This window comes from Edwardsiella tarda ATCC 15947 = NBRC 105688 (assembly GCF_003113495.2).
Taxonomy (GTDB): Bacteria; Pseudomonadota; Gammaproteobacteria; order Enterobacterales; family Enterobacteriaceae; genus Edwardsiella; species Edwardsiella tarda.
Genome location: NZ_CP084506.1, coordinates 105,138 through 124,747, shown reverse-complemented (window position 1 = coordinate 124,747; position 19,610 = coordinate 105,138). Strand labels below are relative to the sequence as shown.

Sequence of the window (19,610 nt, the reverse complement as noted above, 5' to 3'; positions counted from 1 at the left end):
GTCAGCCTCCTAGTGTTTATGGCGGATACGCGGGTTCACGATGCCGTACAGCACGTCCACCAGCAGGTTAACCAGGATGATCATACTGGCGACCAGCAGCACCCCCCCCTGTACCACCGGGTAATCGCGACGTTGTAGGCCATCGATCAACCAACGCCCTAAGCCCGGCCAGGAGAAAATGGTCTCGGTCAGAATGGCCCCGGCGAGTAGCGTGCCAACCTGTAGGCCGATCACCGTTACCACCGGCAGCAGCGCGTTGCGTAGGGCATGTACCACGATCACCCGCATACGACTCAGTCCCTTGGCGCGCGCGGTGCGGATATAGTCCTCGCTCAAGACCTCCAACATCGCCGAGCGGGTCATCCGTACGATCACCGCCAGCGGAATGGTACCCAATACGATGGAAGGTAAGATCAGATGCATCACCGCATCCTTAAAGTCACCCGGTTCGCCCCATAGCAGGGTATCGATCAGCATGAAGCCCGTCAGCGGGTGACTATCATCCAGAAACACCGTATCGCTGATGCGCCCCGACACCGGCGTCAGATCGAGCTGTACCGACACCAGCATGATCAACATCATGCCCCACCAGAAGATCGGCATGGAGTAACCCGTCAGCGATACGCCAACCGCCGTATGATCGAACACCGAACCACGCCTGACCGCGGCCAGTACCCCGATGGGTATCCCCAATAGGATGGCGAACAGCATGGCGCAGAAACCGAGCTCTAGCGTCGCCTGGAAACGTGGCACGAACTCTTGCCAGACTGGCGTTCGGCTCTTCAACGACTGACCGAGATCGCCATGGAGTACATCACTGACGTAAGTGAAATATTGTTGGTATAGCGGCTTATCCAGCCCCATCTCAGCCATAATCTGCGCATGACGCTCCGCCGAGATCCCACGCTCGCCAGCCATGATCATCACCGGATCGCCGGGGATCATATGAACGAAAGCAAACGTCAGTAGGGTGATGCCGATAAACGTTGGGATGACCAGCCCCAAACGTCGGAGAATAAACTGCAACATAGCCCGAACTCTCTGTATTCGGTCGGCGTAAGCCGACCCATGGCGGCGCGTGAGACCACGCGTCGCCTGACTCTAGTTACCGCTCCCGGGCCTGAGGACCCGTTACCGCGAGGGGGCACGATGCCCCTCCCAAAGGAGGGGCAAACGGCTTACTCCAGGGAGACCTGATCGAAGTGGTGTTTACCCAACGGATCCACCACATACCCCTTCACTTCTTTGCGTACCGGCTCATACACCGTCGAATGGGCGACGATCAGCGCGGGTGCCTGATCATGCATGATCACTTGAGCCTGCTTATACAGATCGGCACGCTTGGTCTGATCCGCCTCGGCACGTGCCGGTTGGATCACCGCCTCAAAGGGCTGGTAGCACCAGCGGGAGTAGTTCGAGCCCTGCTTGGCCGCATCGCAGCTAAACAAGGTGGCGAAGAAGTTGTCCGGATCCCCGTTATCCCCGGTCCATCCCATCATCACCGCCTGATGCTCACCATCTTTGGCACGTTTCAGGTATTCCCCCCACTCATAGGTGACCACCTTGGCCTTGACGCCAATCTTGTCCCAATCGGCCTGGATCATCTCCGCCATACGGCGGGCATTCGGGTTATAGGGACGCTGGACCGGCATCGCCCACAGATCGATGGTGAAGCCATCCGCTAAACCCGCCTCTTTCAGCAACGCCTTAGCCTTGACAGGGTCATAAGGATAATCCTGCACCGCATCGTTATAGCCCCACATGGTCGGCGGGATCAGGTTCTTCGCCGGTTGCCCAGCCTTCTGATATACCGCCTCAATGATCGCCGGCTTATTCACCGCCATAGTGAGTGCCTGACGGACTTTGAGGTTATCGAGTGGCTTCTTCTCTACGTTAAACGACAGGTAACCGACGTTTAGCCCCGGCTGCTCCAGCAGGTTGATGCTCTTATCCTGCTTCATACGTTCCAGATCTGCCGGGTTCGGGTACGGCATTACCTGGCACTCATTCTTTTGCAGCTTGGCATAACGCACCGAGGCATCTGGCGTGATAGAGAACACCAGGCGATCGATCTTCGGCTTCGCCCCCCAGTAATCCTTGTTGGCCTTGTAGAGGATCTTGGAGTCTTTCTGATACTGCAACAGCTGGAAGGGACCGGTGCCCAACGGCTCGAGGTCAATCTTCTCCGGTGTACCGGCCTTCATCATGGCATCGCCATACTCGGCGGAGAGGATCGAGGCGAAATCCATCGCCAGATCGGCCAGGAAAGGTGACTCCGGATGATTCAATACGATGCGCACCGTGTGGTCATCCACCTTCTCGACCTTGGCGATCAGCTCCGGCAATCCCATACCCTGGAAGTACTCATAGCTGCCGCCGGAGACTTTGTGGTACGGGTGATTGACATCGCGTTGGCGCTCGAAGGAGAACACGACGTCGTCGGCATTAAAGTCACGGGTCGGTTTAAACAGTTTATTACCCTGCCACTTCACCCCTTTACGCAGGTGAAAGGTATAGGTCTTACCGTCAGGGCTCACCTCCCAGCTTTCCGCCAGGCCAGGCTCGATCTCGGTAGTCCCTTTTTTAAATTCGATCAGACGGTTATAGATGGGAACCGAGCTGGCATCATAAGTCGTACCCGAGGTAAACAGCTGAGGGTTAAATCCCTCCGGTGATCCCTCAGAGCAATACACTAGCGTCTTAGCCTGAAGGCTACCGGCCACCGCCAGCGCCACCATCCCGATGCCCCATTTTAGCGCGACACGTCCCGCTCCACGGCCTGTGGATACATTATTCTTGGCAGACATAACGTTGAACTCCGTACTGTGATGTTGTGTGAACCGGCAGATCTCTGTTTTTTTCTCTACGATCCGTCCGGAGGCGGCCTGTTCGGCCAAGGCGGGTGTGCGACAACCCGGCGAGGAACGACTCGCCAAGCTGCCCATCGATGTGTGAATAAGGGTATCGCGAAGCGCGCTGCCCGCCTTATACGCCTCAATTTCGCAAGTGTTCTGGTTGGCGTCAATATAACCAGGAACAATTTATCGATTAATAAACAATCAGTTTTTTTATATAAAAGATAATAAATAAACAGCATTTATAGATTAAAGTTTGTACGCCATATTTCTGCACAACGAATTCCACTAAGTAATAAATTCTTACCAGCCGATTTCACTGATCGCTACGGTGAAAAAATTTATCCCAAGCGCTGAATATCTGCCCAATTCCCCTGATAGGATGGATATCGATAGGGAAAAATGCTGTCGATGGCGGGTCGCTAACTTGGTCATCGCCATTTTTGCGGGACGATGCGCATGCGTCACACGCTGGCGGCGTTATCATCTGCCTATTGTCATCAAAAGGAGAGAAACGGTGTCACAGGCAACATTTGAACGATTACAGGCGCTGCTGGACAGCCATGCGGCGCGTTATCGTGTCGTCGAGCATCCGAGCGCAGGAAAATCTGAAGAGGTGGCGAAGATCCGCGGAACACAACTTGGTCAAGGGGCTAAGGCATTGGTATGCCACGTTAAGGGGAACGGTATCAAGCAACACGTATTAGCCGTGCTTCCCGCCGACCAACAGGCCGATTTGAACGCCTTGGCACGCGGTATCGGCGGGACACGCGCCTCGCTGGCGAGTCCGGCAGAGGTCAATGCGCTGACCGATTGTGTCTTCGGCGCCATTCCCCCCTTTAGCCTACATCCCGACCTGTTACTGGTCGCCGATCCATTACTGTTCAGCCGCTTCGATGAGTTAGCCTTCAACGCCGGTACCTTGGAGCGTTCACTGATCCTCAACTGCGAAGATTACCGTCGTATCGCGGCGCCCCGTAGTGTGATGTTTATCCGCCAGACGGTAGAGAGCTAGCAGCGGCTCAGACTCGGCGCTACGGCCGGATAGGGTCAGAGCGCCCTAAAGCAAAAAACCCAGCCATAAAGGCTGGGTTTCTCAGGAATTTGGTCGGCGAGAGAGGATTCGAACCTCCGACCCACACGTCCCGAACGTGTTGCGCTACCAGGCTGCGCTACTCGCCGAATGCGGAGCGCATGTTACTGCTAGCATGCAACGGCGTCAACACCTTAAGGAGAATGTAGGTCCGGCTTTTACTCCACCGGGTGTAAACGGCGCATAACGCAAAAAACCCAGCCATAAGGGCTGGGTTTCTCAGGAATTTGGTCGGCGAGAGAGGATTCGAACCTCCGACCCACACGTCCCGAACGTGTTGCGCTACCAGGCTGCGCTACTCGCCGAATGCGGAGCGCATGTTACTGCTCAGCGTTCAGCGCGTCAACCCTCTTTTTGCATTACTTTTGCCGTTTGCCGAGAAAATCGGCCATCATGCGTGAAATCTCGCTCATCGGCGGTATTTTTGCCCTTATTCTCACCATCCCAATAGCAAAAAGCATGGCCGAAGCCATGCTTTTTTTCCGACGATATCGAGCGGTCAGGCATTCGCCTGCGCCGACTGTCCGACGCCATTATCCGCCTGCTGGGCACGCAGGAAAGGCAGTAAAAATAGGGCAGACAAGCAAGCCGCCACGGAAATGACCACGAAAAAGCCATTCCAATGCCACACTTCCATCACACGAGCGATCGGATAGCCCGAGAGCGCGGCACCGAGGTAAGCGAACAGACCGACGAATCCGGTAGCGGCCCCGGCCGCATCTTTATGGGAACACTCCGCCGCGGCCATGCCGATCAGCATCTGCGGCCCAAAGATAAAGAAGCCGATAGAGAAGAAACAGGCAGCCTGGAGGGCATAGCTCCCACCCGGCATCAACCAGAGAGCGGCTACGGACAGGAAGATACCAATGGCAAAGATCAGGTTCATCGGGCCACGGTTACCCCGGAATAACTTGTCGGAGCCCCAACCCGCGACCAGTGAACCGATAAAGCCGCCCACCTCGAACAACGACAACGCCGAGTTGGCGGTCATCAGCGAGTAGCCTTTCGTCTGAGTCAGATACAGGTTCCCCCAGTCGTTAATCGCCGTACGCACGATGTAAACCAGCACGTAAGAGACAGCCAACAGCCAGATATATTTGTTGGTCAGCACATAGCGCTTAATGATCTCCTTGTTGGACAGCCCCTGACCTTCGGACTCTTGTACCAACTCTAGGGCATCATCACGCCACTTACCCACACTCGGCAGCCCCATGGTGACCGGCTTATCGCGCAGGCGCCAGCACATCAGCACACCCAGTACAATCCCGATAATCCCCGGGATGATCATGCCGTAACGCCAGCTGAAATGCAGGGAGATAAAACCCACCAGCAACGGAATCAGCGCACCGCCGACGTTATGCGAGGTATTCCAAATGGCCCACCAACTACCACGCTCAGCCCGCGAGTACCAACTGGTCAGAATCTTAGAGCACGGCGGCCAGCCCCAACCTTGGAAGAAGGCGTTCACCATCCATAGCGCCCCCAGCACCATCAGCGAGGAGCTCATGCCGAAGATGATGTTGATAATCCCGGTCATGATCAGCCCTAACCCCATAAAATAACGCGGGTTAGAGCGGTCACTGATCATCCCGGAGATAAATTTAGAACAGCCGTAGGTGATGTAGAACAGCGTCCCCATGATGCCGATATCGGACATACTCAGTCCCAGATCGCTGATCATTTCCGGCATGATGAAGTTGAAGCTTTTGCGAGTAAAGTAGAAGGCAGCATAACCGACGTACATCACCCACATCAGTTGGATACGCCAATATTTATAGGTTGCGTCAACCTTGGCGCGATCCTGGATCTCGGGCGCGTCGGCGCGGCTTTTCAGGAAAAACCACATGGGAAAATACCTCGTGCGTGGAAACTCATCGTTGTAGCCGCTATGTTGCGATGTACACGCGCGGGATAACTAATACAAATCCCCTGGCGTCGTTAGGAAAAACTCTTAGTTAGCACACTCTGCAGATAAAACTGCGGGCAAGATCACAGCCAATCGCGTCCCTTGCGCGCTTTCCAGCTGGAGTTCGCCGCCCATGGCGCAGATGCGTTCACGCAAGCCACGCAACCCATAGCCCGGCGTCAGATTCACCAGATCGATGCCGCAGCCATCATCGCAGATAGTCACATGCAACAATCCCGCCACATCTTGCCAGCCATGCACCTCGATATGGCTGGGATGCGCGTGACGACAAGCATTGGTGACCCCTTCTTGGCACAGGCGATACAGGGTGATTTTCAGCGTGTCGTCCAGGACTGACTCATCGATACGCCAATCCAGCCGCGTCGTTATCCCCTGATCGGGTGGCAGCAGGTCTCGCAGCAACGCCGCCAACGCCGCCGCCAACGGCAGATTGCTCAGCGAGGCTGGCCATAATTGAGCCAACAGCTCATGTACCCCGTCGTAGACCCGCAGGGCGTAATTCTCTATCGCCTCCGCACTGGCCAACAGGCGCGGCTCGTCGCTCAAACGGCGAATGATACCCGCCTGGGTACGGATCACGGTGATGGTCTGGCCGACCTCGTCATGTAGTTCGCGTGCGATCTCCCGTCGAGTTGTCTCCTGCGCCATCACCAACGAGCGCGCCAGCGAACGGTTCTCCTCCAGACGCTGGCTCAGCTGGCGGTTCAGATCGCGTTGGCGCTCGATCCCTGCGCCCAACAGCATGCCAGTCAGGCTCTGCGCCAATAGAGAGAGCAACAGATCGCGGTGCGGCGCCACGCCCTGCGGTTCTGTCGCAATCAACACCACACCATTGAGCAGGGTCGCCAGCAATGCCCCCTGCCACCCATAACGGTAGGACATAAAGACGATCGGGATCGCTAGACAGAAGGGGACAAAACGACGCAACTCAGCATGTTGTGCCAGATGCTGTAGCCAGAGACTCAATGCGAATAACAGTAGGTAGGCACCGATATGGCGCAGGCGTAAATTCACCGGACGATGCAGGATTCCGGGCATCAGCGGCAGCCAACTCTGTTGTGCCAGGTAGTGCCAGATCAACAGGCAGGTCGGTGCCACCGTCAAGCCGCCACAGAGTCCCAGCAGCAGCGTCGGTCCAGGCATGGCGTCGCACACCAATGACCAGAGTAGCGCCTGCAAGAGCGCTGCCAGTGCCACCACCCCGCCCTGCTGCAACGGCCAGCGCCACTCGGCCCCCTGACTTTGCTGATGACGTAACCATGCCCCCGCCCCCCAGGCTAATACCAGGCACGACAGCAGACCAAGCAGCGTCGCGCCCAGCCAGTCGCCCATGCCGAGTTGATTCGCTAAGAAGAGCTGGAGCGCCACATCGCCCGCGACGATCCCAGGCCAGTAACGCGGCGGAGTCTGTAATAGGATGCCCATACGCAGGCCAAAGGGGAAAAGCAGCAGGGCTTCGACAGGCATGACCACCAGTGCCGATCCGATGGCCCATAGGCAAAAGCCGGCGATGGTGTAGCAAAAGAAGATAGCCAGGGTCGAGATCAGGTGTTGCATCACTGCCCCAACAGGCGATGTGCCAGTTCGACGTTGTTGTTGACCCCAAGTTTGACGAAGAGATTGGCACGATGGACATGGACAGTCTTGGGCGACAGGCCGAGGCGTTCGGCGACCTCTCGCACCTCAAGCCCCTGAGCCAGCATCATCGCCACTTCACGCTCCCGACGCGTCAACGGATCGATGCGCGTCCGCGCCAACTGTTGCGCGATCTCCGGCATCAGATAGACGCCGCCCTGTGCAACGGTACGCACTGCGCTGGCCAAATCCTCAGGACGGCAGCGTTTAGAGAGGAACCCTCGCGCCCCACGATCGAGCGCCAGCTCCACCAGCGCCGCGTTATCATGCATCGACAGCATGATCACCGCTAAGCCTGAGGGCAGATCGGCCAAGAGATCTAAGCCACTCTCATCCGGCATCGAGATATCGCAGATACAGACATGCACATCTAATCCCGGTAGACCCGCTCGCGCCTCCGCCGCCGAACTAAACTCACCCACGACCGCCATATCCTCCTCCAGCGACAGCAACTGGACGAAGCCGGACCGAACGATATAGTGATCGTCGATAAAGGCAATGCGATAGGTCATAGTCAGCTCCGGCGGGCAACAACAGTGTGCGAATTATACACATATTCGGCCACATCCCGTAACTGTGCCCGCCGTCCCAGCGCTTACACCAGCTTGAACGTCGCCATGCTCTGCATCAGCTGTTCACTCTGCGTCTCCAACGAGGCGGTCGCAGCGGTCGATTCTTCCACCAATGCGGCGTTTTGCTGCGCCACCTGATCCATCTGAGCAATCGCCTGGTTGACCTGCTCGATGCCGCGACTCTGCTCCTGAGAGGCGCAGGAGATCTCCGACATCAAGGCCGTGACGCGCGCCACCTCGCCGGAGATCTTCGCCATGGTATCCGCTGCGGCACTGACGCGTCGCTCTCCCTCGCCTACCTGATGGACCGACTCTTCGATCAACTGCTTGATCTCCTTCGCCGACTGGGCACTGCGCTGCGCCAGGTTACGGACTTCACCCGCTACCACCGCAAAGCCACGCCCCTGCTCACCGGCACGCGCCGCCTCAACGGCAGCATTCAGCGCCAGGATATTGGTCTGGAAGGCAATACCGTCGATCACGCTGATAATGTCGGCAATCTTCTGCGAGCTCTGGGAAATACTCCGCATCCCGACGATCGCTTCATTGACGATGGCCGCACCATGATTGGCGCTATTAGAGACCCCATCGGCTAGCAGATTCGCCTGCTCGGCATTCGCCGCATTCTGGCGTACCGTGGCCGTCAACTGCTCCATACTGGCTGCCGTCTCTTCGAGTGACGCCGCCAGCTCCTCAGTACGCTGCGAGAGATCACTGTTGCCGGCTCGCAACTCGCGCGCCCCCACATCAACCTGCTCGCTGGCATCCCGCACACGACGTACCGTGCCGGCCAACGCCCGCTGCATCTGCGTCAATTTCTGCCCGAGCAGGGCTATCTCGGAGCGACCACTCAACGTCAACGAACGAGCCAGATCCCCATTCGCAATCTCCCCCACATGCTCATCCAATTGCGTCAACGGTTGTAGGATGATGCGACGCAGCGCAAACCAACAGAAGACGCCCATTCCCAGCAGCAGCAGGCAGGCTGAGATGATCAGCGTCATCGCCCGTTGGTAATCTTGGTCGGCCTTTTGCAGCGCCTCTCGCCCTAACCTATCGGCAAACTGACGAAACTCACGCAGGTCGCGATCGTATTCCGTCGAGTGCTGACTGACCTGATTCTCTAGAAAACCGTAATAGGCATCCAAGTTCTGTTGCGCCAATGCCTGTACCATCGGGCGCAAACCGTCATGAATGTAAGCTTTGTAACTCTGCTCCACACGCGAGCTCAGGCGCTGCCCCTCGGCAGTGACCTTTTTCAAGGCAGAGAACTGCGCCATGATCTGATCAGACTCGGCAATCAATCCCTCCGCCGTCTGGCGACTGGCATCGGCATCGGCCGTGTGTGCTAGCGTCAACTGCCGCGCCGCAACGGCGGCGGCGGAGCGTGCACGAAGCGTAGCGCTAAACCCGGTTGAAAGCGGCCCCAGTTCATCCGCCTGCAACTGATTAACGACCGCCAGAGAATGATTACTCTGACGTAAAAAATAAATTCCCATGCTGCTGATAAAGAGCAGTAATAAGGTATAAGTGCAGATTATGACTAATAATCCGCCACGCACTGTTATACGTTGATTCATCAATTATTCCCTGTAAATAACGCTTCGGCATGGGATCATCCCTCAGCCGGTCTACCGTGAGGTCGACGTTCACGTTATCGGTCAGCAAGAGAGAAACTTGAGCCAGATCACATAATGTGATGTGTGATGTGAGCCTTCTGGCCATCACAGGGAAATTTGCGCCGCCGCATCAGGACGGCGCAGACCGAGGAGTACGCGGGGACTTAGCGGCGACTCATCGCCTCTGACTTAGCGATACAACGGCCGATCGCTTCAATTACCGCTGCCCGCATCCCCTTCTCTTCTAATGCCGCGACCGCCTCGATGGTGGTACCCGCGGGGGAACAGACCATATCTTTTAATTCAGCAGGATGCGTACCCGTCTCCAGCACCATCTTTGCCGCCCCCATCACCGCCTGGGCGGCAAACTGATAGGCCTGGGCACGTGGCATCCCTGCCTGTACTGCCGCATCCGCCATCGCTTCGATAAACATAAAGACATAGGCTGGAGCCGAACCACTCACGCCGACGACCGCATGGATCAACCCCTCAGGCACCACCTCCGCACGCCCAAAGCTGCGAAAGAGGGTGACGATGCGTGCACACTCCTCGGCGCTGACACGGCTATTCGGGGTCACCGAAGACATGCCCGCATTGACCAACGAGGGGGTATTCGGCATCACCCGCACCACCTTTTGCTGCGCCGCTAGCCCCGCTTGTAGGGTGTCTAGTGTCACGCCCGCCGCGATGGAGACGACGATGGTCTCGGGGCGCAACGATGCCTTAATCTCACTCAATAGGGCGACCATACCATTAGGCTTCACGCCCAACACCACGATATCCACCTCGGCCGCCAGCGCCTGGGCATTCGCTGCCGCCTTTACGCCATATTCATCGACAATGGCTCTGACGCTATCTGCGGTGCGGTTATACACCCAAATATCTTGCGCCTGCGCATACTGGCTAGCGAGTAGCCCCCCGAGAATAGCCCGGCCCATGTTGCCACAGCCGATAAAACCGATTTTTTGCTCCATACGTCCTCCAACCCAGGCTTTCAGCATTAAGACAGGGAGTCAGATGCAGCCCCTCCCTACTCGTGCCAGACTACCACCAAGCATCGGGGAAAAATATGCTGCCTACACGATAGCGGTATATGGAAAGAGGTAGCCTAAATATCATTTAGCAGAGCGCGGATCATCGAGGGAGGTTCATAACGAATCAATCAGATACGTGGTTCGCCGATACGCTAAGCGCCGGCAGGGGGAGCCAGCGCGATACCCGCGAGTCATCCGACACGGTACATGGCCTCATGCTTATCACTATCCGTGATATCGACCCTATACCACTTCACGCGGACACGCGGCAAGATGCTGTAAGACTTGCGGTAGGCAGACACGAAACCAGGGTGTGTAATAATCCGGCTGCTGAGCCATATGTTGTAGGATCTGCTCAGGCGCGCGCCACGCAAAGGCATCAACCTCTGCCGGATTGAGCTGTGGATTCTGCTCGCTACGCCCTACAAACACATGAGTCAACTCATGCTCGGTCAACCCTTGCCCCACATCTACGCGGTAATACAACGTTAAGGCCGGGTCGAGCGCACATTGCATCCCCATCTCTTCCTGCAAACGGCGCATCGCGGCCTGGTCGTTCGCTTCCCCTGGCAACGGATGGCTACAACAGGTGTTACTCCATTGCCCACCGGCATGGTATTTATCGGCGGCGCGCCGTTGCAGCAACAGTTCGCCTCGCGCATTGAAGAGATAAACCGACAGGGCTCGGTGCAGGCGCCCCTCACGGTGTGCCGCCAGCTTCTCCATCCGTCCTAGCGGCTTATCCTGCTGATCAACCAAAACGACTTCAATCACCGACTCCCCTCCCTACCTACACAATATGGAACGCCACCGTGTCATCACAGGTACACGGTACAAGAGCCGGTTACCATACCTTATCCTCAGCGACCTTTTTAGTACTGAACTGCTTTTCTCGTTAAAAATCCGACGATAACATGTCTTACGCTCCATGGAGCATAAGAGATAACTAGGATAAGAATGGGCCCATGACCGTAACGGATAAGGTAGCAAAAGACTACTGATATGAGCGGTAGAAGAGAGCAAACATGCTCGGGGGGAATGTGACGACATCCGTGTCAAACAACGCCAGCTAGCGACGCGTGCTATCGTAGAGACTAGGATAACATGGCACCATCACGATAACGATGCACATAATTTAACGGCGTCATTCCGTAATATTCCTTAAATACCGAAATAAAATAAGAGGTACTACTATAGCCACATAAGGCTGAAACTTGTGAGATATTCTTATTGAAGACTAATAACTGCTCTACTGCATAGCGCATGCGGCAATCGGTGACAATTTTACTGTAACTGGTCTGCTCATTTTTTAGTTTTTTCTTTAATGAGCTGGGACTCAAGCATAGACAACTCGCCACCGTCGTCAGGCTCCAGGTCTTGTTGATATCACTTTGAATAATATTGTAGACATTTGCGCTAATATTGTTCCGCACCATCCTCATTAAAAATGGAATAAAATTCTTATTGTTAAGGAAGATGGATAGTGCGGCAAATGTCAACGAACGCTTGCGTTCATACTCGATCTCATCAGTATCCCGCATCACCGAATGGCGTGCCGCTTCTTTGAATACATAGGGTGTTCGGCAAGGCTCCATCATGTAGGGTGGGAAATTACGTGATATCGGAGCATAACTGGTCAGATCTTTTTTCAAAAAGTGCAGATAATCTTTTATCAAATCTCTAGTAATATAAAGCACATAAGCTGGCTCTAGTAGCGAAAAGTCTATTGCATCATTCTCCACAGAGATCAACATCAAATGATTAGCATTAAACTTAACGGGTACGCCCTCACTAAACCTGACATTCACATCACTTTCTGTTAAAACTATCGCACAACATTCATCACAGCAAAGTTTCATAGCAGACATCCTACAAAATGAACAAAATGCCTTATCTCACTACCACCTCGTGGTGCCAGCACATAGCATAAAAGAGAAGCCTAAAGTTGCTCCCAATAATGAAAGTAACATACCGAAGAATATGATTATTTCAATCTCACTGGAAAATTTTCACTGTAGCGTTTTCTTTACACGATAGGATTACTCAAATCTTATCGATATACTTATCCTATTCTGATACTAAGCAGATAGAGAATTAATAACTATTTATTATATCCAAAAAAAACGCGGAGGATTCTCCGCGCAATAATTACCTAGTTATTATAATGCTACGATGTCTTTGCTACATTATCGTCAGTAGATCACCAACAATAATTCTATCTAACGCCGGCGTGATTATTACTCTCCTAGCCATACTCAGAACATGACCAAATCATACCAACACCAACGTCAATGACCTTACATAATATCTAAAATAATATGCATAAAGTAAAATTACGCCACGCCATCACAACGTTAATTTTTAGTATTACGCGGCAGCCAGCGTGATGCAAGGGGGAGGCTTCAGCGAGAGACATATGGAAAACATTAAACAATCAAAAAGTTACGTTAAAATAAATCAAAAAATACAATAAACATTTACTCCGAAGAATTATTTTTTTGGCTCATAGTGATATCAGTGAATTATTGAGGCAGCGAGAAACATCCCAATCTAATCGTATGCCAAAAAGGCTCACTAACCAACACGATAAAGATCGCTAGCCGATCACCCCCTCCCAAGGCGACAGAGGTCGCTATGGACACCAAGTGGCTGCGCCCGTGACACCCACGCAGCCATCGAGAAAACGCCTCAAGTCATCAAGAAATAGCGACGATCTCAGCGAATCACTAACACATTCGTCTTGGCATGACGAACGATAGCCGCCGCGTTAGACCCCAGTAGATAAGTCTTCACACTCGGACGATGGGAGCCAATCACGATCAAATCAGCCCCCATCTCCTCGGCCTGTAGCAAGGCCTCATCACGTGGAGTACCGAAACGGATAGTGTAAGACATCCGCTCTCGCGGCAGATCGATATGATCGATCAACGTCAGCAACTTCTCTTCTGCGTTTGCCACGGCTTTATTTTCAAACTCTTTGATACCAAAGGAGTATGCAGTGACGAATGCCTGTGCATCAGGCAGAACATACAGGAAATGCACCTCGGCATTCGTCAGTTTAGCCATGTAAATCACATGCTCCAGCGCATTTTGCGTCAGGAGATCTTCCTCAATATCGACAGGCACCAAAATATTCTTGTACATCGTAACCCCCTCCTCCTGGCTCACCGTAAAACAGCGCGATTCCTGCGTGGATCAGCACACCAAGCACCAGCCACCCAATGCCCTCCGGTGTTCTGGTTCTGGCATAGCCCAAGCATCGGTCTAGCATACTGCCTGATAAGAATAGACAACATTACGTTGCTGCGCTTTTGTGAGATACCACAGAGTATGACGTACGCCCCCTCTCGATACGGCTCTCCTTCCCGCCTATCGCCCCACGCGCTATGGGGGAAACATCGCCTATCGTACAATACGTAATGTCGCTCCTTTCATTTCATGTCAGATAATAACCAATCACTCATCCTATCGATAAAATAAACAATCAAACGAAAACACTATTATTTTTGTATTCTCCATTATTTCTTCATTTTTTATCGTGCTGCACAACAATGTGCAGAAATTATAAAATAGCCAAAAATACAGAACGCCTTTTTATTTTTGCAGCACCCTTTTTGCATATTATTTCATGCTTAGCGAAAGCACTTTAGGTTAAATGTGAGGCAGACAGCATAAAAATCTCACGCTATAATCGTCGGTAAATAACACAGGGAATTTAAATGCTCACGATGAGTAGGGCATTGCATATACCTAATTCTTAACAGAAGAATCCTTACCCGGAGTCCATTATGAGATACATCGTCTTATTGCTCGCTGCCCTGGTATTAAGTGGCTGTGCCCATACCCCACCAGTCCACAATAATAATTTCGGCAACCTCGCTGACTGCGGTATGTGTACCTATAACGATACCTTCTACACCAGTTTCGACGAGTAATCACCCATAGCGAAGACGCTGTCCCGCTATCCGCGGCTCGCCGCATAAGCACCATGACGCGAGCCGCATGATAGCGTCCTTATCATCGCACAGTCCCACGAGTATTCGCCGGATGCGAAAGTGAATGATGCATCGCTATCCCTATCCATTGGCGGCATGCTCGTCGCATTGTACCCAGCGCACATATCTGCGTTTCATACAGCCCCAAAGCATACTGGTCCTATCGCCTCCCTCACAACGACAAAAAACGAAAGATCTCATCACATTCGTATTAAGGGGCGGAGCCAGGCTCACTGCCTACGCACCACCGAACGTCATCACTCACCCTCACCAACACGGTGAGGTACGATGCTTTTACCTTCGACCACAACCGAACACGTTCAATCGGCCAGATGTGTCGCCGCCAGCGCATTAACAAACTCGCGCTTAATCAGGATATCGGAGATAAAAATCACCGATATCTGCTGCTGACATTGGATATAGGCGGCACGAAAACTACGGGGCTTCAACACTATTTTATACTCAAGAATGGTTTGCCCCTGATGCTTCAAACCCCACGCCGCCTTAATTTTATGAGGACGCTGGCTGATAATCTGCGGTAATTCATGGTAGAGATTAGCCTTGATCGCCGCTTCATCACGTGAAAATTTTTTAAAGAATGCTCGCATCGCCGTATTGTCATCAATCGTCACCACCAATGCCGTGGCAAAGCTCCCCTCACTCATACCATCCTCCTTACGCTGCTAACCCATGGGCACTCCAGTGAATGATAGTAGCGCGCCGCCTCTGCGCATGATATCTCAAGGCCAGCAGACGACCCGCACGGGAGACAGGAACGAAAACCCCCTAACACCAACAACGCGACGCGCCCTTCCCCACTACCGCATCGAGTCCCACACGCCCCACACTCCCATCGGGTATTACAGCAGCCCCTTCTGGCAGAAGGTCAGCCGGGTCGCCTCATTAAGATCCATCCCGGCCAGTGCCTCAGGCATAACCCAGGCCACTTGCTGAAACTCTTCATTAAAGATAATGTCCCGATTGCGGCTAACGCAGTCGAAGATCAGGTAGACCATGTAAATCTCTTCGGTACGGCCATCCGCGTAACGCTTGGTTCGTACGTCATCACGGAATGTCCACGGCGTTATCTCGCTGATCACCAAGGACTCTCCCAACTCCTCGCGGATCTCACGCCGTAGGGCCGCCTCCATGGTTTCCCCGACCTCCATCCCGCCTCCCGGTAGCGCCCATTGTCCAGGGAACACGCCTCGATCATCCGCCATCTTGCACAACAGAAACGCCCCTTCATTCTGAATGATAGGGCATACAATAATCCTCTGACGCATCGCTCCCTTACCTCCGCTGATGTGAATGGGTAGCACTGATATCACATTACTCACGATCTCCAGTCAGGCATCATAACCTGTGATGTCAAGACACGAAGTGAAGCGGTTCATAGAATAGCGGCACCTCTCTTCCCCTCATCACGGATTGGCGTATCAGGCTCACTCGTTAGGTATCATGTGGAAATAAAGGAACCGGATCAGCACCTGCATTTAATGCCGCTAAATGACGTATCGCGATTTCGGCCTCTTTCGGGGGCGTCTTACGTGTTTTCTTCAAAAAGGCGTGCAGCACCACCAGATCGTTAGAACGGCTCAAGGTAAATAGCACCCGCGCAGACTGTGCGCCACAATCCACACGGAGTTTATAGATAGTGCCTTTATATCCCCATATCGTGGGTTTCAGAATTTTTAGACTTGAGGAGGAGTAGATCGTCTCCTGGGTACTGAAAGCGATCAACTTCTTTTTAATCGACTCGGCTAACTTCCCAGACAACTGTCCAAGGAAATGTACCATCGGTGCGGCTCCCCCCTCCGCTGCCGGAAAACAAAGAATTTTCATCATCGACCTACCTAGAATTAATCTTGAAGCGGGGCCCGATTCTCGACAGACCAATCCCGCTCAACGCCCTGGCGTCATAGCGGATAATACCTGGCCACCCAGTACACAGACTATCCCCACCAGGCAGATCCCCACAGCAAATAGAGGAAGATAGGCCATACCCAGAGTGATCGTTAGGTAACTATTGAGCAGGCCGGCTGGTAGGTAGGCAATACAGGAGAAAAATATCACGGAATATGGCACAGATACGCCGCCGCTAGCACCACAAAAGGCCGCGCTCCCCTGCTGTACGCTGGATATCACAAACACAAGCCAGCAACAGTGGACACTTAGCATCACCATGATCGACGAAATCAAACTCACAGCACAAAACGAAAATAGCAGGAAAATGAGCAACGAGATGATTGATACCCCCAGCCAAGCCCATCCCGCCCCCCAGCGGGGCCCCAACACGCGCATCCCAGGATAAAAACCCAATACAATCAAATCGGAAACGGCTATCACCATGCCGGATTGCCATGTAGAAAAGTCAAAGAGCGTCTTCATCAGTGTGGGAAACGACATAAACAACATATGGGAGGCCAAACAGATACTCCCCCAACCAATAACCATGAATAAGCGTCTGGTCACCATGAGCTCCATGACCGACCAGTGCCGCGCAATCGGAATATCCGACACGACACGCGCCCCAGGTACCAGATATCCATAGAAAATAGCGGCGGCAAGCCCTCCCAGCCCCCCCAACGAAATTCCCCGCACAGGATCCGGCATCAACGCGGCAAGGGAAATACCGCTCACCTCTCCGATGATCAATGACAGCGGCCAGCGATCAGGCTGCCAACATCGTGAGAAACTCACTTGATGGGGAAATGCCCCGAGCGACAACAGGAGGCATAAGCAGCTATGGATAATCCCCAAGAGAAAGAGTGTACAGGCCAGTAGGACAACAGAGACATACGCAGGAACCAACAACATCAATATGGCATACAGCAAGAGCAACGAGCCGCCCCAACAGGACAGGCTTCGCATGCTACGGAGAGATCGAAATAGCCATAGGCCGATAAATGCGCCAGCCCCCCAACAAGCCATCATCCCGCCCATCACTTCATAACCATAAAGATAGGCATCAGAAATATATTGAGGGAACAACATCAACGTAAATGAAATATTAAACATGGCGAACCCAACCATTGCTCTCAAGTCAGGTTCGTGGCGATTGTTTACACCACGCAGATTTAGCATGGCTACCGAGGGGAGGTACAGACCTCCCCCGCTCCATCAATTAAGCATGATATCGTCACCACCAATCACCGTCCCAATAATACGAATATCCTTCAGCCGCTCACGAACAGCCTCCGTGGCCTCCTCCTCCAGCACGGTAAAATCTGCCCATTTACCCAGCTCAATGCTACCGCGTACATCATCTTGGTGCGCCAGCCATGCATGGTTATACGTAATCACCCGCATGGCCTCATCCACGGTGAGACACTGATCCTCACCATAAACGACCCCAGTCAGGGAGCGGCGATTGACGGCGCACCAGGCAGAAAAGAGCGGAGCGACCTCCGTCACCATATCGTCAGAGTGCACTCCATGCTTCAATCCATAGCGGGTAGCACTGCGGCAGGCATCCATCCGACGGACGCCGTGGGGACCGACCGTGTACTTGCAGTGTACGTCGCCCCAAAAGTAGAGATGATTGGCAAATAAATTCGGTGTGACACCGAGCCTTGCCATGCGGTAAAACTGATTCTCTGTAGCCAGCTGGCAATGCTCTAAAGAATGGCGGAAACCAGGGTTCGGATTATTGGCGCGAACCAGGGCGATAGCCTCCAGCGCCGCCTCGGTAGCACCATTACCATTGGTGTGGATCGAGCACGACATACCATGACTCTCGGCCAGAGCAATATGCTTAGCCATCGCGTCTGCATCCATCAGCAACAAGCCATTCGGTTTACCTGGCGTCACATATGATTGATCTGGCAATAGGTACGCCGTAAAGGCCTGGATAGAACCATCGGCTAATAACTTATAATTTCCCACGCTCAGGCGCGGATGATATTCATTGCGCAAGGCTTCGACCGCCTCCCATCCCGACCATGTCTTGTATCGCCAACGTTCTATCGTGGAAAACCACGGTTCCATAATAACGCGAGTATGTAACCGCTTCTGCGCCGCCCCCTTAATCCAGGCTTCTGCTGCCATATTCCCCGGTATCACAGGAATATTGGTTCCTTTATCCGTAATCGATGTACAACCATGTATACGGGCAATCCGAGTGGCGATTTCTCCAGCATCAAGTAATCCCTCTAGAGAGAAATCCATACGGGCGGCGCCATTAGCAATGGCGGGTTGCATCATCGCCAATTCTGCAATGGTGCCGTTTAAACGACCATCTTCATAACAAAATAGGTTAGGGTCGGCAGGCATGCGCTCATAACCACACAGGGTTAATGCGCGGGAGTTCACATTGATAACATGCCCGGAAGCATGGCTAAGACAAATAGGGTACTCCGTCGAGACCTGATCCAAGACATCACGGCTGACATCCGCATTATTCAACAAGAGAGGGTCGAATCCCCAACAGTTTAGCCACTGTGTAGCCGATGAGGCCAGACGAGCATGATCGTGGCGGAGCAGCTGCCGAAGTCGCTCAATTAATGCGTCAACGGACTGAATGCCCGGAAGGCGCGTCCCATCCACGCCTTTACGGTCGACATAACCGATATAATGAGCATCACGCAAGAATGCACCCATCATATGGGGATGCATATGGTGTTCGGAGAAACCCGGATAAATATAATATTCACGAAACCTATCATCGACCTCAATGGCGCAATGGTGTAGCGCTAATGCTTTCATGACCGTCTCTGTCGGCCCCACCGCCACAATCGTGCCATGTTGGCTGGCGACACATTCGGCACATGGAGCCGCCGGATCCATAGTAATGACTTTCTTAGCGAGAAATAGCGTTACCGGACTCGTCATATCAATCAAACGAAAAGCAATATTATCCATTTTCATACTATTGATTC

Annotated in this window: 17 protein-coding genes and 2 tRNA genes; 2 read left to right on the top strand and 17 right to left on the bottom strand. The window is 53.4% G+C overall.

The features are described 5' to 3' along the window. Positions 1-9: 9 nt before the first annotated feature. Positions 10-1,029: a dipeptide ABC transporter permease DppB gene (gene dppB / locus DCL27_RS00690; RefSeq protein WP_005290830.1), complete on the bottom strand. Its 1,020-nt coding sequence runs from the start codon at positions 1,027-1,029 to the stop codon at positions 10-12. Between the two features lie 149 nt (positions 1,030-1,178). After that, entirely contained in the window at positions 1,179-2,807 is a 1,629-nt protein-coding gene (gene dppA, locus DCL27_RS00685) for a dipeptide ABC transporter periplasmic-binding protein DppA (RefSeq protein ID WP_005295577.1), read from the bottom strand. Between the two features lie 565 nt (positions 2,808-3,372). Between dppA and DCL27_RS00680 the strand changes: the two genes are divergently transcribed. After that, entirely contained in the window at positions 3,373-3,870 is a 498-nt protein-coding gene (locus tag DCL27_RS00680) for a YbaK/prolyl-tRNA synthetase associated domain-containing protein (protein ID WP_005295579.1), read from the top strand. Positions 3,871-3,960: 90 nt separating this feature from the next. On the opposite strand, the gene DCL27_RS00675 is transcribed toward DCL27_RS00680, so the two are convergent. From DCL27_RS00675 to DCL27_RS00630, 10 genes are all read right to left on the bottom strand, one after another. Continuing rightward, positions 3,961-4,037: transfer RNA gene (locus DCL27_RS00675), tRNA-Pro, on the bottom strand. Between the two features lie 139 nt (positions 4,038-4,176). Then, positions 4,177-4,253: transfer RNA gene (locus DCL27_RS00670), tRNA-Pro, on the bottom strand. A gap of 194 nt (positions 4,254-4,447) precedes the next feature. Further along, the gene (gene uhpC / locus DCL27_RS00665; protein ID WP_005290846.1) at positions 4,448-5,794 is read right to left on the bottom strand and encodes an MFS transporter; all 1,347 of its coding nucleotides are present in this window, start codon (positions 5,792-5,794) and stop codon (positions 4,448-4,450) included. 105 nt (positions 5,795-5,899) lie between these two features. Continuing rightward, complete coding sequence (gene uhpB, locus DCL27_RS00660; protein ID WP_035596825.1) at positions 5,900-7,432, bottom strand: signal transduction histidine-protein kinase/phosphatase UhpB; 1,533 nt, start codon at positions 7,430-7,432, stop codon at positions 5,900-5,902. Continuing rightward, positions 7,432-8,022 (bottom strand): transcriptional regulator UhpA, encoded by a 591-nt coding sequence (uhpA, locus tag DCL27_RS00655; protein WP_005290854.1) that lies wholly within the window; start codon positions 8,020-8,022, stop codon positions 7,432-7,434. Before uhpA ends, uhpB begins: the two co-directional genes overlap by 1 nt. A gap of 83 nt (positions 8,023-8,105) precedes the next feature. Further along, the gene (locus DCL27_RS00650; RefSeq protein ID WP_005295588.1) at positions 8,106-9,662 is read right to left on the bottom strand and encodes a methyl-accepting chemotaxis protein; all 1,557 of its coding nucleotides are present in this window, start codon (positions 9,660-9,662) and stop codon (positions 8,106-8,108) included. A gap of 203 nt (positions 9,663-9,865) precedes the next feature. Then, positions 9,866-10,675: a pyrroline-5-carboxylate reductase gene (proC, locus tag DCL27_RS00645; protein ID WP_005295591.1), complete on the bottom strand. Its 810-nt coding sequence runs from the start codon at positions 10,673-10,675 to the stop codon at positions 9,866-9,868. 303 nt (positions 10,676-10,978) lie between these two features. Next, a complete protein-coding gene (gene idi / locus DCL27_RS00640) occupies positions 10,979-11,509 on the bottom strand; it encodes an isopentenyl-diphosphate Delta-isomerase (protein ID WP_035596828.1) in 531 nt (176 codons plus the stop codon). Positions 11,510-11,829: 320 nt separating this feature from the next. Then, complete coding sequence (locus DCL27_RS00635; protein ID WP_005295593.1) at positions 11,830-12,594, bottom strand: AraC family transcriptional regulator; 765 nt, start codon at positions 12,592-12,594, stop codon at positions 11,830-11,832. 856 nt (positions 12,595-13,450) lie between these two features. Further along, positions 13,451-13,879 carry a universal stress protein gene (locus tag DCL27_RS00630; RefSeq protein ID WP_005295594.1) on the bottom strand — a complete coding sequence of 143 codons (429 nt, stop codon included), beginning with the start codon at positions 13,877-13,879 and terminating at the stop codon, positions 13,451-13,453. Positions 13,880-14,523: 644 nt separating this feature from the next. On the opposite strand from DCL27_RS00630, the gene DCL27_RS00625 reads away from it, so the two are divergent. Continuing rightward, a complete protein-coding gene (locus DCL27_RS00625) occupies positions 14,524-14,670 on the top strand; it encodes a hypothetical protein (RefSeq protein WP_005290879.1) in 147 nt (48 codons plus the stop codon). 380 nt (positions 14,671-15,050) lie between these two features. Here DCL27_RS00625 and DCL27_RS00620 read toward each other — a convergent pair whose 3' ends face one another. From DCL27_RS00620 to DCL27_RS00600, 5 genes are all read right to left on the bottom strand, one after another. Further along, positions 15,051-15,395, bottom strand: a complete 345-nt coding sequence (locus DCL27_RS00620) for a hypothetical protein (protein ID WP_035596831.1) — start codon at positions 15,393-15,395, stop codon at positions 15,051-15,053. 195 nt (positions 15,396-15,590) lie between these two features. Next, positions 15,591-16,016 carry a nucleoside triphosphatase NudI gene (gene nudI / locus DCL27_RS00615; RefSeq protein WP_005295599.1) on the bottom strand — a complete coding sequence of 142 codons (426 nt, stop codon included), beginning with the start codon at positions 16,014-16,016 and terminating at the stop codon, positions 15,591-15,593. Positions 16,017-16,182: 166 nt separating this feature from the next. Next, the gene (locus tag DCL27_RS00610) at positions 16,183-16,578 is read right to left on the bottom strand and encodes a type II toxin-antitoxin system RelE/ParE family toxin (RefSeq protein ID WP_005290887.1); all 396 of its coding nucleotides are present in this window, start codon (positions 16,576-16,578) and stop codon (positions 16,183-16,185) included. A gap of 57 nt (positions 16,579-16,635) precedes the next feature. Then, a complete protein-coding gene (locus tag DCL27_RS00605) occupies positions 16,636-17,817 on the bottom strand; it encodes a hypothetical protein (protein ID WP_133175566.1) in 1,182 nt (393 codons plus the stop codon). Positions 17,818-17,853: 36 nt separating this feature from the next. Further along, positions 17,854-19,599: an amidohydrolase gene (locus tag DCL27_RS00600; protein ID WP_035596837.1), complete on the bottom strand. Its 1,746-nt coding sequence runs from the start codon at positions 19,597-19,599 to the stop codon at positions 17,854-17,856. Between the last annotated feature and the right edge of the window lie 11 nt (positions 19,600-19,610).